Annotated in this window: 9 protein-coding genes; 5 read left to right on the top strand and 4 right to left on the bottom strand. The window is 39.9% G+C overall.

Annotated features, from left to right (window positions below; all coding sequences use genetic code 11):
• The first annotated feature begins 81 nt into the window (after window positions 1-81).
• From P7V56_RS07940 to P7V56_RS07930, 3 genes are all read left to right on the top strand, one after another.
• Window positions 82-1239, top strand: coding sequence for a T9SS type A sorting domain-containing protein (locus P7V56_RS07940; protein WP_171223170.1), 1158 nt, complete (start codon window positions 82-84; stop codon window positions 1237-1239).
• Window positions 1240-1310: 71 nt separating this feature from the next.
• Window positions 1311-1730, top strand: a complete 420-nt coding sequence (locus tag P7V56_RS07935) for a nucleoside-diphosphate kinase (RefSeq protein ID WP_171223171.1) — start codon at window positions 1311-1313, stop codon at window positions 1728-1730.
• Window positions 1731-2108: 378 nt separating this feature from the next.
• Window positions 2109-2300: a cold-shock protein gene (locus P7V56_RS07930; RefSeq protein WP_171223172.1), complete on the top strand. Its 192-nt coding sequence runs from the start codon at window positions 2109-2111 to the stop codon at window positions 2298-2300.
• Window positions 2301-2399: 99 nt separating this feature from the next.
• Here the strand turns inward: P7V56_RS07930 and P7V56_RS07925 are convergent, their stop codons facing one another.
• Complete coding sequence (locus P7V56_RS07925) at window positions 2400-5027, bottom strand: valine--tRNA ligase (RefSeq protein WP_171223173.1); 2628 nt, start codon at window positions 5025-5027, stop codon at window positions 2400-2402.
• A gap of 293 nt (window positions 5028-5320) precedes the next feature.
• Here P7V56_RS07925 and P7V56_RS07920 point away from each other — a divergent pair, with 293 nt between their 5' ends.
• Window positions 5321-5755 (top strand): DUF1573 domain-containing protein, encoded by a 435-nt coding sequence (locus tag P7V56_RS07920; RefSeq protein ID WP_171223174.1) that lies wholly within the window; start codon window positions 5321-5323, stop codon window positions 5753-5755.
• A 31-nt stretch (window positions 5756-5786) separates the two neighbouring features.
• On the opposite strand, the gene P7V56_RS07915 is transcribed toward P7V56_RS07920, so the two are convergent.
• Window positions 5787-6998 (bottom strand): PDZ domain-containing protein, encoded by a 1212-nt coding sequence (locus P7V56_RS07915; protein ID WP_171223175.1) that lies wholly within the window; start codon window positions 6996-6998, stop codon window positions 5787-5789.
• A 252-nt stretch (window positions 6999-7250) separates the two neighbouring features.
• Here P7V56_RS07915 and P7V56_RS07910 point away from each other — a divergent pair, with 252 nt between their 5' ends.
• Entirely contained in the window at window positions 7251-8444 is a 1194-nt protein-coding gene (locus P7V56_RS07910; protein WP_171223176.1) for a pyridoxal phosphate-dependent aminotransferase, read from the top strand.
• A gap of 203 nt (window positions 8445-8647) precedes the next feature.
• Here the strand turns inward: P7V56_RS07910 and P7V56_RS07905 are convergent, their stop codons facing one another.
• Together P7V56_RS07905 and P7V56_RS07900 are read right to left on the bottom strand one after the other, a co-directional pair.
• Complete coding sequence (locus P7V56_RS07905; protein ID WP_171223177.1) at window positions 8648-17164, bottom strand: FIDD domain-containing protein; 8517 nt, start codon at window positions 17162-17164, stop codon at window positions 8648-8650.
• A gap of 111 nt (window positions 17165-17275) precedes the next feature.
• Window positions 17276-18448, bottom strand: a complete 1173-nt coding sequence (locus P7V56_RS07900; RefSeq protein WP_171223178.1) for a proline dehydrogenase family protein — start codon at window positions 18446-18448, stop codon at window positions 17276-17278.
• Window positions 18449-18504: the final 56 nt, after the last annotated feature.

Below are 18504 nucleotides of genomic sequence, written 5' to 3'. Positions count from 1 at the left end.
AACGTTTTCGTAAACTATCTTTTCTTTTCGTAAACAAACATTGATTAATTTTAGTTTCTAATAACTCTAAAACCTTTAAATATGAAAAGAAAGCTACTCTATTTATTCTGTATGTTTTTGGGATGGCAAACCAACGCGCAAACCATCTCAATTGTAGGAACGGGTGTTAATGGCTGGCCACCTACTAATGGTCCGGAAATAACACTTTCAACCACCGACAATATTACTTACACCATTACAAATTTAACAGTTACGAGTGGTGCGGTGAAGTTTCGTCAAGATTACAATTGGACTACCAATTGGGGTGGCAGCACATTTCCCAACGGTCAAGGGGTGCAAAACGGACCGGATATTCCAACGGTTGCCGGTACTTACGATGTGACTTTTAATCGTCTTAACGGAACTTATACCTTTATTGGCACTGCAGCTTTTCCGAGTATCGGAATTTGGGGACCGGCAGTTGATTCACAAAATGGTTATGCCGGACCCGATGTGGATATGATTACTAGCGATGGGATCACTTATACCCTATCGGGCTTTAATTTTAGCAGCGGTAATGCTTATTTTCGTCAGGACAATGCCACCAACTTTGTTTGGGGAAGTAATGCTTTTCCGAGCGGTGTAGCAGTTTTGAGCGGACCGTCAATTCCGGTGAATGGTGGTGAATTTTTTGTAACTTTTAATCGAAACTCCGGTGCTTATAGTTTTGATTATCCGAGTATCGGTATCTTGGGCGATGCTTTAAATGGTTGGAACGATGATATTGACTTGGCAACTACCAATGGCTTTACTTATGTCATTTCAAATTTAACACTGTCTAACGGTTCGGTAAAATTCAGAAAAGACAACAGTTGGACAGTCAATTGGGGTAGCACCGATTTTCCTACCGGAACAGGAACACAAGGTGGCCCAGATATACCGGTGACTGCCGGAAACTATGATATTACTTTTGAACGCACTTCAGGGAACTATGTTTTTACTTCAACCTTAACCGCACCGGAAAACCGATTGACCAATTTAAAAATATATCCGAATCCAACGTCAAACGATTGGACATTCTCTCACTCTGCACCAATCGAATCGATTGAATTGTTTGATATCAACGGAAAAAAATTGCAAACAATTGTGCCAAACGCTACGGAATTTAAGATGTCGGGCATTGAATTACCAAGCGGAGTGTACTTTGTAAAAGTAAAATCGGGAGCCGATTTTGGTTGGCAGAAAATTATCAAAAATTGATAACAGTTGTTTTTATATAATGATTTAAAAACGTTACTTTTGCACGCGAATTTAAAATCATTTATATCAAAATGGCAACAAACAGAACTTTTACCATGATTAAACCGGATGCTGTGGAAAACGGACACATCGGTGGAATATTAAATATGATTACTGAAGGTGGTTTCAGAATTGTAGCAATGAAATTAACACAGTTGACTGTAGCTGACGCTCAGAAATTCTATGCAGTTCACTCGGCTCGTCCGTTCTTTGGTGAATTGGTTGAATTTATGACTCGCGGACCAATCGTAGCGGCTATCTTAGAAAAAGACAATGCTGTAGAAGATTTCAGAACTTTAATTGGTGCTACCAATCCGGCTGAAGCTGCAGAAGGAACTATCCGTAAAAAATATGCTACTTCTATCGGAGAAAACGCTGTTCACGGTTCAGACTCTGACGAGAATGCCGCTATCGAAGGTGCTTTCCACTTTGCCGGAAGAGAGCAATTCTAGTAGCAAGTACTCAGTGTTCAGTGGGCACTTTATAATATTAAAAATCCCGTTTCTTTTGGAAGCGGGATTTTTTGTTGACAATTGTTTGTTGTCTAACTAAAGACAACAGTAAACATATAACGATGAACTTACAACCAGCTCGAAAACTCCGGAGGATTATAGTTTTACGGATAAGTGGTTTTTGATTGAGTTAAGGGTTATGTAATGAATTTTTATATTTTAGTTAGACAATCAGACTACAGGATATTTTAGCAGTAATTTTTTGAAAAATATTCAAAATAATTTTAATTTTAATGTTATTTTTTTAATATTTTTTATTTTTTATTAAAAATTCAATAATAAAGAGTATCTTTACACTTTATTAATACAATATTTATCATGAACGAAGGAACAATTAAATTTTTCAATGAAGCAAAAGGCTTCGGTTTTATCACACCTAACAACGGTAGTCAAGATGTTTTTGTTCACGTTACTGGCCTAAATGGTCCGGTACGCGAAAATGACGCAGTGACTTTCTCTGTTGAAAATGGTCAGAAAGGCCCACACGCAGTTAATGTAAACGTTATCTAAGATATATTTACCTTTACCAACTAAGCCGGTCTTTTGAAGATCGGCTTTTTTATTGACCAAAAGCTATTGTCATAAAAAAGCCCCAAAACGGGGCTTTTCTTATTTTAAACTAGCTAAACTCTGCTCTATTGTGGCAATCTTCGCCAAAGCATCAGCTTCTTTTTTACGTTCGTTGTCGATGACTTGTGGCGGTGCTCCGGAGACGAATTTTTCGTTAGCCAGCTTGCCTTGTACACTACGCAAGAAACCTTGGGTGTATTTCAACTCTTCGGTCAGCTTAGCAATCTCAGCCTCAATATCAATATTTCCGGAAACAGGAATAAAGTATTCGTTTGACTTTACACGGTAAGTCAGTGCTCCGTCAACTTTATCCGCAATATATTCTAAGGATGTAATATTTCCTAATTTAGTAATCACGCTATCAAAATAAGTCGAAGCTTTTTCGTTGTTTACTACTTTCAAATCGACTGCATCTTTCATAGCGATGTTTTTATCTTTACGAATGGTTCTAACACCGGCAATAACTTCGGCTGCAAAATCAAAATCGACAATTAGTTTTTCATTAAACGAAGTCATTTTCGGATATTCCGCTATAATTAACGCTTGTTCCGGAGTTCTTTCAGCGATGTGCTGCCAAATTTCCTCTGTTAAGAACGGCATAAACGGATGCAACAGCTTTAAGTTGGCTTCTAACATCTCGATGGCTTTGTCAAACGTAGCACGATCGATAGGTTGTTGGTAAGCCGGTTTAATCATTTCTAAGAACCACGAACAGAAATCGTCCCAAACCAATTTATAAATACTCATCAAAGCATCAGATAAACGGTATTTTTCAAAATGGTCTTCAATTTCAACTAAAGTTTGTTGCAACTTGGCTTCGTACCATTCGATGGCCACTTTAGAACTCTCCGGTTGTGCTATATCAACCACTTCCCAACCTTTAATCAATCGGAACGCGTTCCAAATTTTATTGGCAAAGGCTTTACCGTTGTTGCACAATTCTTCGTCAAACAAAATATCATTTCCGGCTGAAGCACTCAACAACAATCCTACCCTAACGCCATCGGCCCCGAATTTTTCAATTAATTCCAAAGGTTCAGGCGAATTTCCTAACGACTTCGACATTTTGCGACGTTGCTTATCACGAACCAATCCCGTTAAATAAACATTGGTGAATGGTTTTTCGCCGGCATATTCGTAACCAGCAATAATCATTCGCGCTACCCAAAAGAACAAAATGTCCGGACCGGTTACCAAGTCGTTAGTTGGATAGTAATATTTGAAGTCTTCATTTTCAGGTTCCATAATCCCCCCAAATACAGCCATTGGCCATAACCATGAGGAGAACCAAGTGTCTAGAGCATCGGCGTCCTGACGCAAGTGTTCAGTGGTCAGAGATGAGTTGGCCGTTTTAACTTTCGCAAGCTCTAGTGCCGTTTCAATATTTTCCGCTACCACAAAATCCTCTTTTCCATCCCCGTAATAATAAGCCGGAATTTGTTGTCCCCACCACAATTGACGTGAAATATTCCAGTCACGGATGTTTTCCAACCAATGACGGTATGTATTGTTGAAACGCGACGGATACAATTTTATTTCTTCGGTTTCCAATACCGCTTTGATGGCCGGTTTTACCAATTCTTCCATGCTTAGGAACCATTGGTCAGACAAGCGTGGTTCAATTACGGCTTTGGTACGTTCTGATGTACCTACTTTATTCAAGTGGTTTTCTGTTTTGGCCAAAGCGCCTATTTTCTCTAACTCAACTGCGATTTCTTCACGTACTACGAAACGGTCTTTGCCTTGATAGTGCAAGCCATAAGAATTCAACGTGGCATCTTCATTAAAGATATCGATGATTTCCAGATTGTGTTTTTCGCCAAGAGTTTTATCGTTTATATCGTGTGCCGGTGTTACTTTTAAACAACCGGTTCCGAATTCCATATCAACATATTCGTCGAAAATAATCGGAATCACTCGGTTGCATATTGGCACGATGGCTTTTTTGCCTTTTAAGTGTGAATAACGCTCATCTTCGGGGTGAATACAAATGGCAGTATCTCCCAAAATAGTTTCCGGACGCGTGGTCGCTATGGTTACAAATTCATTAGAACCCTCGATAGCGTATTTTAAATGATAGAGTTTACCCTGTCTTTCTTCATAAATTACTTCTTCGTCAGATAAGGTAGTTTTGGCTTCCGGATCCCAGTTGACCATACGGTAACCGCGGTATATAAGTCCCTTATTGTACAAATCTACAAACGAACGAATTACAGAAGCCGACATGTCCGGATCCATGGTAAACTTAGTTCGGTCCCAATCACAAGAACAGCCTAATTGTTTTAACTGTTCTAAGATAGTACCGCCATATTTGTTAGTCCAATCCCAAGCGTGTTTGAGGAATTCTTCTCGGGTTAAGTCGTTTTTATTGATGCCTTCGCTTTTCAACTTAGCCACGACCTTTGCTTCAGTTGCTATCGAGGCGTGGTCAGTTCCCGGTACCCAACAAGCATTAAAACCTTTTAAACGCGCACGACGGATTAATACATCTTGAATAGTGTTGTTCAACATGTGTCCCATGTGCAACACTCCGGTCACGTTGGGTGGCGGAATGGTTATCGTATAAGGCGTTCTATGATCGGGTTTGGAATGAAAATAGTTGTTTTTCATCCAGTAGTCGTACCATTTTTTTTCTACTTCTTTGGCGTTGAATTGAGCTGGAATCATATATTAGGTAATTCGTTGATTTGTTAATTTGGTTATTTGTTTACAAATGTGCAGTACGAAACCCTTTTAGCCCCGATTGAAGAAGTTACCTCCGACACTTCGGAGTAACTCGTAAAGCGGGAATATGGATGGCTGATAATCACTGACCATCCGCTCCTACACATAATGGCACGCCTTTTGTAAACTGAACTGCAAAAGTAATTAATAAAGACTTTAGAAAAAATTAAGAATTAAATTTTTGTGTATTAATTTAAACGAAGTATTTTTACTAACCAAATATCAAATTTTGACCTATGAAAAAATTTATACTTATCGCGACTATCCTTGTAAATGCTGTGATTTTTGCCCAAACGGGTCCAAAAATTGAGTTCAAGGACAAAGACAATACTATAGACTACGGTAAAGTAAACAAGGAGGATGACAATGGAATTCGCGTTTTTGAATTTACCAATACGGGCGATGCGCCGTTAATCATTACCAATGTTCAATCGAGCTGCGGTTGTACGGTGCCGTCAAAGCCAACTGAGCCGATTGCGCCAGGAAAAACCGGTAAAATTGAGGTAAAGTACAATATGAATACCGGTCCTATTCGAAAAACCATTACGGTTGAAACCAATGCAGTAAATGCGGAAGAAGGTCGAGTGGTATTAAAAATTAAAGGAGAAGTGGTTGTAAAACCGGTAGAAAATCTCTTAGAAAAGAAAATTAAAAGTCCAATGATGCAATAAAAAAAACGTCCCGAAATTTCGGGACGTTTTTTTATAAAATACTTTTGAGTTTGAATTTATAGGTATGAAGTACGCCTTTGCGTTCTATCTCTATTTCAATAGTTCTTCCTTCTTCCGACTTAAGCAGTTCATTAATCCTTTCGATAGTCAAATTGTGCGCATTTCTGCCGTTGATACTAATAATACGGTCGTCTTTTTGTAGTCCGGCATCAGCTGCGGTTGATCCTTCTCTTACATTGAATATTCTGAACACCGGTTTTAGTTCAAACTTCACTTTCATATTGTCTTGTACTCTGCCGTCGCTACCTTGTGTAGCTTTGAAAACAGCTGCTGTACTACTTCGGTCTTGGTAGGTTTGGGTTACCCATTCTAAACCATCGTGTTGGACTTCGAGTCCGCTCATATTAAAATTAAAAGGATTATCTATTTTAGAACCGGGTTTTGAATAAAGACAATTGTTTGGGTAATCAAAAAAAACGGAAAACCTGGAAAGCACTTCTCCTCCTAAGGAACCTACTCGGTCTTTGACAAAGTTGACACTTTTTATGGAAGTTGAATCAGGGAAAGTACTGATGGGATTTTGAAATGTTTTTTCGCCAAAAGTGAAGCTGATAATTCGGGCTCTTTTTCCATAAACATTACCACTGAAACCCCTTCCTAAAAAACATTGAATAGTTTTAGAGGGTAATTTTATATCTTCCGCTTCGGTCAAAAATAACCAAATAGCATCGCTGTTACCGGTATCTATGAGCATTTTGGACGGACGTGGTTCTTCTGCCGTTAGAACATTGGTGAAATAATAGGGTTTATTATTTTCAATAGTTATGGGCGATTTATGATAATTTTTGCGGAGACGCTTTCTTATTTTTTGATAGGTACTATCATAAACAATGACCTTTTTTCGGTCGTAGTCAATCTCCACCAAATGATCCTTAAAAAAATGATACCCTATAATACCGTTTACCGGTATACCAACTTGAGAAGAAAAATTAAACTCTTGGTCGAGAACCAAATAGATTTCATGTTCTAAATCAACAAAACCATTAGCATTCAACTTATTTTTAGACGACTTATAAGCGGCTACCGCTTCGTTGCTGCCCAAACCTTTAAGCATAATTTTTTCTAAATGAAAAAATTCCACTTGTTCCTTTTCGTCTAAACTAAAAAGTACGGTTTCCTCGACACCGGTATCCAATAAAAAAGTCAGTGTTTCTCCATTAACATCAATGGGAATAAAAATCAAATTATTAATCAATTGGAAAGGAATTACCGCTTTTTTTTTAAGCTTTTCAAATTGAAAACCCGACTGGCAAAAACAAGGGACAACGGTAGTGAAAAAAAATAGTAAAGTGCAAAGAAATCGCATCAAGCATGAATTTTTATAAATTTAGTAAAATTAGGTTGTCAAAAAATATTTTTTAACAATTTTTAATGCAAAAAATGAATTGTTTTCAAGCTAAAAAAGTCGCAAATTTGCACCACTAAATTCAACAACATGCCTAAGATATCTTTAAAAGGTCAGCAAATGCCTGAATCGCCCATCAGAAAGTTGGTGCCGTATTCCGAAATTGCTAAGAAAAAAGGACATAAAGTATACCATTTAAATATTGGTCAACCCGACATCAAAACTCCGGAGGTAGCACTCAATGCCGTAAAAAATGCCGACATCAGCGTACTGGAATACAGCCACTCTGCCGGATTTGAAAGCTACAGAACCAAGTTATCCGCTTACTACAAATCACACGGCTTGCCCATTGAAGTAGCCGATATCATTATCACCACCGGTGGTTCAGAAGCTTTGCTTTTTGCTATGGGAAGTACTATGGATTCGGGTGATGAAATTATTATTCCCGAACCGTTTTATGCTAACTACAATGGGTTTTCAACTGCATCAGGTGTAAAAGTGGTTCCTGTAATCTCAACCATCGATGAAGGTTTTGCCTTACCGCCGATTGCCGCTTTTGAAAAACTGATTACGCCAAAAACCAAAGCCATTTTGATTTGTAATCCTGGTAATCCAACTGGTTATTTATATTCTAAAGAAGAAATCATGCAATTGGCGGAAATCGTTAAAAAACATGATTTGTTCCTAATTGCCGATGAAGTTTACAGAGAGTTTATTTATGATGAAAACGAAAAACACTTCTCTGTAATGAACGTTCCGGGCTTGGAAGAACACGCCATCATGATTGATTCGGTTTCTAAAAGATACAGTATGTGTGGCGCTCGCATCGGTTGTATCGTGTCCAAAAACAAAGAAGTGATGGCCACAGCTATGAAGTTTGCCCAAGCGCGTTTGAGTCCACCAACTTATGCCCAAATCGCCAGCGAAGCCGCTTTAGAAACCCCGCAAAGCTATTTCAATGATGTGATTTCTGAGTACAAAGACCGTAGAGATACATTAATCGCAGAACTCCAAAAAATTGATGGCGTAAAGGTGGCTACCCCAAAAGGTGCTTTCTATTGCATCGCCCAATTGCCGGTAAAAAATGCCGACGATTTTGCCCAATGGTTGTTAGAATCCTATGACAACAACGGCGAAACAGTCATGGTCGCTCCGGCCGCAGGTTTCTACTCAACTCCGGGTGTTGGTTTAAATGAAGTGCGCATTGCTTACGTACTCAAAAAAGAAGATTTAGTCCGCTCTGTAGCCATCCTAAAAGAGGCTTTAAAAGTGTATAACTCATAAATTACAACTTCGCAATCAATACAAACGCTTCAATTTATTGAGGCGTTTTTTTTTATTATCAGGAGCACACCTATACTGCTTTCTTACACTCCTGCTCCCGCTTTCCGCTCTACAAGGTGCCACTGCAATCGGGGCTAATTAGACGCATTGATTTTCTATCATAAAAAAAGCCACTCGTTTAAGTGGCTTATATATCTGTTGGTCTATCGTTTCAATGTGAAATGCGCTTTAAACTGCTTCATCTTGCCTTGTTCAGGGAAATCTACCGTGAACCAATAATCATCCGAAGGCAATAACTTTCCATTGTAAGTTCCGTCCCATCCTTCGCTTTGGTCACTCGCACTCAATTGTTTCAACAACTTACCGTAACGGTCAAAGATGTATATCGTGGTTTGTTCCGCAAAATTAGACAACCCAACAATATTCCATGTATCATGGAATCCATCCGCGTTTGGTGTAAAGTAACGAGGATAATCTATCACCATCACTTCATATATTGTTAATTCTTCACAACTAAACGCTACGCCGCCTTCGGTATCCCAAACATGAATTGTGTGTGTTCCCAGTGACACTCCTTCAAAAATGTTACTCGCTTGTCTTGGTCCGTCATCCAAACTGTATTCATACGTTCCCCATCCTTCTACAGTCACCGTAATAATTTGACTATCCGTAAAGGCATTGGTTACTGTATAACCTGCTGTGCCTGCTGCTATAACCGCCTGACCTGATTGTATCACCGCAAAATCTGCCGAGGTAGTCTCACACAACAAATCACTATTGCTTATCACTCTTACATGGTAGTTTCTGGTTGCACCCGTTGGTGATGAAGTGTTCACCGTATACGTTGAACCCGTTGCATCTGTTATTAAGTTGCCGTCTTCATACCACTCAAAGGTATAATCCGAAGCATTGGTGATGCCACTATCTAAAACTAATGGTCTAACTACTTCTCCTGTTGCAAAGTTAACACATATCGTTGTGACATCATTCTGGGTATCAATAACCGGATTAGGATAACGCTCTATCTCTATATCAATAGTCGTCAGCGCATAACAGAATGGTACAATGCTGTTGCTGCTGTTCTCTACCTTAACCCAAATCTGATCTGTATCGGGTTGGGTAATGTAAGCTTGTGCTTCCGCTAGTGGAATAGCATTAATCCCTGCCTCTGCATCTGCCTGACTGTGGTAGTAACTAATCAAGAAAACATTAGGGTCTTGTCCGTTTAAAATGTCCGTGTTGAACTGCGTTAAATCCAATTGGAATACCCCATCATACGGGTCATTGTAATCATCACAACTTGAAAACTCTTGCGCTCCTGTTGCCGTAGCATATTCCTCTACTGCCAAAGTCAGTACTCCCGTTGCATTAACACAACCTGTAGCATTGTTCACTACTCTGATGTAAATATCCTGTGCATCAGGGGTAACATTAGTATACGGAGATACCAGTGGTGTCTCGCCTGTATTGGTAAACGGATTGGCTCCTGCTGCCGTTAAGTAATACGTAATGGTAAAATCAGCAGGGCTTTGGTTTGCGCCCAAGATAGCAGTGGCCAAGATTGGATTGTTCAAATCAAACTGGGCAATACCATCGGTATTGTCATCACACATTCTGTATGGCGCCAAAGGTTGGATAACTTCCGGTAGCGGATTAACCGTTAAGGGTTGTTCCACCAGTACATAACAGTTATTACCCAAATAATCCACTTGGTTGTTCTCTACTCTAATCCATACATTATCTCCTACCAAAGCCTGTGTCGGGTCGGCTATCGGGAACTGAGCAGCATGGGCATCGGCCTCATTGGTATAGTAAGTCAAGGTAACATTCGTGGCGCCGTTAATGATATAAGCCGCATTGACCGTTACATCAAAAACTTCAACCATGTCTCCCGGATTGTTGTCATCACATAGTGGTGCTAACGGGCTTGGATTAGTGTTTGGTGTTGGTACCGGCAATACTCTAATATCTAAAGTCGTAATACTTTGACATCCCGCTGCGCTGGTTACCACAACCCCTAAGGTTTGAACCGCCGGATATATATTGGTATAAGCCGTAAAATCAGTTATGGTGGTTGCGCCTCCGGCTTGGGCTTCTGATAATGATGGGTAATAAGTCACTGTATAACCTGCTAGGTTTTGAGTAATCTCGGCATCTTTTACCGTTAAATCAAAACTGTGGTATTGATTATTCGGAGTGGTATCATTATCACAAACACTTAGTGGTGCCGGTGTGATTAGTAACAATGGGATATTGATGATAACATCAAATGAACCTATATTGAAACAACCTGTGGTATTATCTTCGACTCTAACCCAAATCGTTTGGTTGTTCATAGCCGTATAATTGGTCACATTGATAATCGGAGCAATGCCGTCTTGAGCAGCCGTTTGAGAGGTGTAATACTCAACGGTATAATTACTTGCAGCCAAGGGTTGTTGCGCCAAGACACTAGCTGTGTTGACTGTCAAATCAATGCTGGTAATGGCATTTTGGGTGTTGTTATCATCATCACAAACCACGATATCATCTAAATCAATCGGTGCTATTGGGCTTGGATTAACGTTTAGTTCTATCGGAATAACGCTCCAACATCCCGTTAATGGGTCAACGGCTCTTACGTACAATATTTGTACAAAAGGATTGATGTTGTAATAAAGAACACTCGTATCAATTGGGGTATTACCTTGTTGCGCATCGGTTAAGGTCTCATGGAAACTCAAAATATAAGGTGCGCCTTGTAAAATGTCCGTTGTTAAGCTCGTTAAATCAAATCCGGAAAAGCCATCTTGGTTCTCATCACAAATCGTGAAAGGCTCTGTTGGTGGAATTGGTGAAGGTAATGGAACTACTCTGATATCCATCGTTGAGATGCTGTAACATCCCGTTATGCTATTGGTGATTCGAATTCCTAAAGTCTGTACATAAATAATTTGGTTCGGATACTGTAAATCAGCATGAGAAACATTAATGGCATTAGTATCATTCTGCGCATCTGTCAAACTCGGATAGAAAGTTACCGCCATTCCGGTCTGACCTAATAAAACAGAAGCTACTTGCGAGGCTAAATCAAAGGTCTCAAATCCTACGGCACCATTGTAATCACACAAAGTGTATTGAGCATAATTAGGCTGGGTAGCATTCGGTAGCGGATTCACTATCAAGTCTAACTCCACTATGTCATAACAACCTGTGGTATTAAATTCTACTCTAACATACACTGTTTGGTTCCACTGCGTTTGGTTGATGTAATTCGTCACACCGCCAATAGCATTAGCATCGTCTTGCGCATTGGCAAAAGTCGTATGGAAAGTAACCGTAACCGTAGTAGGATCAATAGACCCTAAAACCTGTGGTATCGTTGTAGTTAAATCAAAACTCTCAAAACCAGTCTGGCCTGTGTAATCACAAAGCGCATAATCATCCGGCTCAGTCGCCTCAGGGGTTGGGTCAACTATTAATTGAAGAGGGACTATTTCAAAACAACTTGACATATTTGATTCAACTCTAATATAAATAAGTTGCGTCCACGGATTAATGTTATCATAATTAACAATATCCGGAATAGCAGTTCCACCAATATTGGCATCGGTTAAAGTCTCATGAAAAGTAACCGAATACAAATTACCGCCGGTTACCGAATTGATAATTTGTGACAAATTAAAAGTAACAAACCCATCATTACTTGGGTCACAATAATGCAAAGGTTGGGGAATAGTAACAACTACATCATTAGTAATTGTGTTAATTGTAAAGCTAGTTGCATTAGAAATACAATTAGCTAAAGTCTGCTGGGCAACTATGGAGTGATTTCCTGCCGATAAATTATAAAAAATAGGATTTGATTGAAAGGCACCTCCGTCTAATGAATATTGGTAATTAAGTCCGATTGGATTGGTTACCGTAACCGAATTTGAATTACAAGATTCAACTATCGAAACAACAGGGTCAAACTGAGGAACAACTTGAATTTGAAAAGTCACTGAAACCGGACAAGGAACAGCAACACCGGCCACAGGTGTGAAAGTATAAGTTGTAGTTGCGGTGTTATTCAAAGCAGGCGACCAAGATCCCGAAATTCCATTTAAGGAAGTTGTTGGTAAAGGTGCAATGGTTGCCCCTGAACAAACAACTGATTGAGATATATTGAATGTTGGTGTTACCGTTGGGTTTATAGTTACCGTTACCGGCTCAATGTCAGAACAGGAACCAAGCGTACTTTTGATATAGTAAGTTCCACTGGTTGCTACCGCTGTAGGATTTGCCAATGCAATGGTAGCTGCGGAATTGGTCCAATAACTTAAAGTTCCTCCTCCTGTACTTCCGGCTGTAACTGCTGGCAAAGTTAAATTTACTGTAGCAGGAGCACAAACCGCTGCTGGATTGGTAATACTTAAAACCGGTGATGGATTTATGGTGACCGTTACCGGCTCAATGTCAATACACGAACCGAGCGTGATTTTGATATAATAAGTTCCACTGGTTGCTACCGCTGTTGGATTTGCTAATGCTGTGGTAGCTGCGGCATTGGTCCAATAAGTTAATATTCCTCCGCCCGTACTTCCCGCTGTGACTGCCGGTAAAGTTAAATTTACTGTAGCAGGAGCGCAAACCGCTGCTGGATTGGTAATACTTAAAACCGGTGATGGATTTATGGTGACCGTTACCGGCTCTATGTCAGAACACGAACCGAGCGTACTTTTGATATAATAAGTTCCACTGGTTGCTACCGCTGTTGGATTTGCCAATGCTGTAGTAGCTGCGGCATTGGTCCAATAACTTAAAGTTCCTCCACCTGTACTTCCGGCTGTGACTGCTGGCAAAGTCAAATTTACCGTGGAAGGGGAACAAACCGCTGCTGGATTGGTAATACTTAAAACCGGTGATGGATTTATGGTGACTGTTACCGGCTCAATGTCAGTACACGAACCGACGGTACTTTTGATATAATAAGTTCCGCTAACTGCTACTGCTGTTGGATTTGCTAATGCTGTGGTAGCTGCGGCATTGGTCCAATAAGTTAAAGTTCCTCCGCCCGTACTTCCCGCAGTGACCGCCGGTAAAGTTAAATTTACTGTAGCAGGAGCACATGCTGCCGGAGGATTGGTAATACTTAAAACCGGTGATGGATTTATGGTGACCGTTACCGGCTCTATGTCAGAACACGAACCGAGCGTACTTTTGATATAGTAAGTTCCACTCGTTGCTACCGCTGTTGGATTTGCCAATGCTGTAGTAGCTGCGGCATTGGTCCAATAACTTAAAGTTCCTCCACCTGTACTTCCGGCTGTGACTGCTGGCAAAGTTAAATTTACTGTAGCAGGAGCACAAACCGCTGCTGGATTGGTAATACTTAAAACCGGTGATGGATTTATGGTGACTGTTACCGGCTCAATGTCAGTACACGAACCGACGGTACTTTTGATATAATAAGTTCCGCTAACTGACACTGCTGTAGGATTTGCTAATGCTGTGGTAGCTGAAGCATCAGTCCAATAAGTTAAAGTTCCTCCGCCCGTACTTCCGGCTGTGACTGCCGGTAAAGTTAAATTTACTGTAGCAGGAGCACATGCTGCCGGAGGATTGGTTATATTTAAAACCGGAGCATTAACTACGATGGTCATTGTGGTGGTGGTGCCACACTCACCCGGATCTATTGGAGTAAAAGTGTAAGTTGTAGTGGCGGTGTTATTTAAAGCCGGAGACCAAGTACCCGTCACGCCGTTTAACGAGGTTGTTGGCAAAGCAGCTAAGGAAGCTCCTGAACAAATAGGTGCAACTTGGGTAAATGTTGGCGTTACCGGTGTTACACAATCCGGATAACAAGTAAGAGTCATTGGAGGTGTACAAACCCCATTCCAATTTATTGTTAAAGTAACAGCCTGTCCTTGGGTAACACCTGTTACAAAATAACTGGAAGGAGAGAATGGAATTGTCCCGCTTACCGGTGTTCCTCCATCAATGGTGTAAGTAAAATCAAAACTATTTTGCCCGATACTATTGAAATCAAAACCTACTTGAGTGGGAGTGGTATTAGCCGCATCACAAAATAAAATGGAAGGCGAAGATGGTGGAACCTGAACCGGATTTACTGTTAAAGTAATTGGTGTTGAAATACAACCTGATACTAAATCTCTGATAGTAACATTATATGTTCCCGGTGCCAAACCAGTAAAAACAGGACTCGATTGGTAATTCACTCCATTAACACTATACTGATAATTAGTCGACGCATAAGAATAAGAACCAATGTTGGTATAATCTTGTGGATCCAAAGCTGTCCAATCTGTAGGATTCCAAGTCATTGTCGGATGTGGTGCAGTGGCAAGTCTTCTATAGGTATATCCCGGTTGATTTAAGGGTGTAAAAGGAACTCCATTTGTTCCCCATAAATCAAACTCAACATCTCCGCTTGTGGCCAAGCGTACGGTATCATCAATATTAAAACCGGCACACGAAGCAACAACAAGATTTGGCACTACACTACCCTGATTGGTAACACTTCCTAAAGAGACCACATAGACCGAATTATTATTCAATATTCCTGAGAGTGGTATATCACAATTTGGAGAGGTGAATGTATTTCCGTTATTATAGATCTTCAATTTATAATTGGCTAAATTCTTAGGTGCTCCTGTTCCATTAAAGATTTCTACATATGATAGAGCACCTGTACTCTCATCAGTTACTTCAGAAATAAATAAATCTGAAGGAATTGGTAATGGTCCTGTATTTAATGGGCTTGTAAAAACTATCGTTCCGGTATTGATTGTACAAGTTGGTTGTTGCGTTACAGAAACTGTAGGTGTCGGACAGACAACCGCTGCTGTGGCAACACAAGTTTGAGTGGAAGCTGTAAAACAAGCACTACCACTAGCGCCTCCGGGAATAACATTTATACTAACAGAGTCACCCGGACTTAATGCGTTTACAGTAAAAGAAGTTAAATTTATAGTACCCGCATTAACATTTGGACCACTATTAATGGAGTATAATATTGAATAATTTGTTGCTCCTGTTACCGCACCCCAATTAAAAGTAACCGAACTCGAAGTCGGAGTACCACAAGAAATAGTTGGTGCAAGTGATGGATTAACAGTTATTGTAACACTAGACGATAAATTACAAACATTGGTAGTTGTGAAGGCAATATCATCTAAAGCAAAATCATTTCCGCCGGCATTAGTATTAGTATCAAATAACTCTATTTGAGCCAGAGTACTTGCCCCTGAATTCCATACATAAGTGTATTGTGTCCAACCACAAACTGTAGCAGAAGCTGTAGCAGTTCCAATTAAAACACCATTGATTAACGTTCTCAAAACGGCAGGGCTACCAGCTGACACCGTTTGTAACCAATAAGAAAATGTATAATTCTGCCCCGGGTTTACAACTATATTTTGTCCCCAAACTAAATCGTTCCCTGCGTTGTATATTGATCCGTCAACTACCATCATAAGACCGGTGCCTGTTGTATGATCAACACAAGCAGCTGAAAATCCTACTTCCCAAGTATTTGGATTAGTCACTATACCATATGCCCGCTGAACAAACGTTGTATTGGCAGGAGAATAATAAGTATAGTCAGTTAAGAACCCAACATTCCCCGAAGAGAAACTTCCGTTAGTAACTAAATTAATGGAAGAAGTACTGGTTGAATTGACGGTATATGTTGTTGTTTGAGTTGGACTCACAACAGGATTTGGAATATTTGGTGTGGTCAAACTTGTATCGGCCGGACTGGCTGTCCAAGTGTAACCGGATGAACTTCCCGAAACTGATAAGGTAGTTGTGGCTCCTGAACAGATAGAGGTATTGGCACTGGTAATCAAACCGGTTGGATTAGTAAGAACAATATTTGTTTGTGTTGCGGTAGCACCACTACTATCTGTAACGCTTACCGAATAGGTTCCTGCCGGAAGCCCGGTGAAAACTCCGGTAGTATTCGTTTGAGTTATCGCTCCGGTCAAATTATAGATTGTGTAGGGAACAACACCATCATTACCGGTGGCTACTATTGATCCGGTTGCTGTATTCGGGCAATTAGGATTACTAGCTGAGTAACTTATGGTCAAAGCCAATGGTGCTGCTGTAACCGAAAGATCATCAATGGCAAAATCATTACCCACTGCATTAGTGTTATTGTTAGATAACTTAATGTTAACACAAGCGCTTGTCGGAACAAAGGTATAAACCACTTGTTGCCATCCGTTGGCAGTAAGAGGTGCAACGGTATTTCCCGAAACCAAAGTTACAGCAGTTGCATTTAAGATTTGAGTATTAATGTTCGCTGGAGTTGGTGAACCGGCTACAGCACCATAAACTGATCTAATCCAATAACTGAAAGTATAAGTGGCACCAATGGTTAAGCTACATACACCTCCTCCTCCATTTCCGGCTTCCCAAAAATTTTGTTGTCCTCCGGTTGTATTACCATCAATTATCATCATAAAGCCTGACCCCGTGGTGTGATCTCCGGACGTTACAAAAGATGCCGTATTCATCGGCTGCGGATTGGTGGTTAATGCCCAATTCCCGGTGTTTGTGGTACCAGAAAATGGCGGGAATATTCTAACATATCCGGCACCGTTACAAAAAAAGCCTACTACACTTCCTGTCTCAAAATCTCCATTATTGAGTAAATTTTGAGAAAATCCCTGAAACGTAAATAAAGCTAGGACAACTAATAATGTATTTTTAATACGAGTAATAATCTTCATACACAACAACTTTAAAGTAGATTTGGCTTATTTATTGCTTATAAACAATATTCAAATATATTGATTTTTAATCTTTTAATAAAAAAACCTCACGCTAATGAGGTGTTTTTTCTATTTTTCAATCTTTCTTCGATCTCTTTCAGTCTTTAACAAATTCAGTTCCCTACTGGTTTGACCGGCTACTGAGGTATTCTCTTCCGCTCTGCGAATTAAATAAGGCATCACGTCTCGAACAGGTCCGAAAGGCAAATATTTGGCTACATTATAACCGTGTTCGGCCAAATTATAGCTGATATTATCACTCATTCCATATAACTGACCGAACCAAATTCTGGGATCACTTTTCAAAACGCCTTTAGCCTCCATCAATTCGATCAACTTGTATGAACTTAATTCATTGTGCGTTCCTGCAAATATGGACATTCTGTCTAGATGTTCCATCATGTAAACTACCGTTGTATCGTAATTGATATCGGTTGCCTCTTTACTTTCACAAATAGGCGTTGGATAACCCTTTTCTTCCGCTCGTTTGTTTTCTTTTTCCATGTAAGCGCCGCGAACCAATTTCATTCCGATATAAAACCCTTCAGCATTGGCTTGCTGGTGCAATTTTTTCAAATAATCCAATCGATCGTGACGGTACAATTGTAATGTATTAAAAACAATCGCTTTCTCCTTGTTGTATTTGCGCATCATATCAGTCACAATTGCATCTGCGGCGTCTTGCATCCAGCTTTCTTCACCGTCAATCAACAAAGCCACATCTTTTTCATGGGCTGCTTTGCAAACCAGATCAAAACGTTCTACAACTCTATCCCATTCCTTTTGTTCTTCAGCAGTTAAAGGTTGCTTTTCCCCTATTTTTTCATATAAATAAAAACGCCCAAAACCTGTTGGCTTAAAAACTGCAAACGGAATGGCCGCTCTTTCTTTAGCAAATTCAATGGTTTTTAAAGTCATCTCCAAAGCGGCATCAAATTGTTCTTCTTCTTCTTTGCCTTCTACTGAATAATCCAAAACCGAAGAAACACCTTTAGTAAACATTTTATCCACAACTGTCAAGCAATCATCTTCTGTGGTTCCGCCGCAAAAATGGTCAAAAACTGTGGCTCTGATTAATCCTTCAACGGGCAAATGAGCCTTTAAAGCAAAATTAGTAACCGCTGTTCCAATGCGAACTAATGGTTCGCTGTCAATCATTTTAAATAAAAAATAAGCCCTGTCTAATTCAGTATCTGTCTTTAGGGCGAAAGCCACTTTAGTGTTGTTGAAAATTTTTTCCATTGTATTGTATTAATGCCACAAATATAAATAGTCTTAAGCGATTATATATTAATTTT

The organism is Flavobacterium sp. IMCC34852 (genome assembly GCF_030643905.1).
GTDB lineage: Bacteria > Bacteroidota > Bacteroidia > Flavobacteriales > Flavobacteriaceae > Flavobacterium > Flavobacterium rivulicola.
Note: the sequence above shows the minus strand (reverse complement) of the source record. Positions and strands in the feature narration are given on the sequence as shown.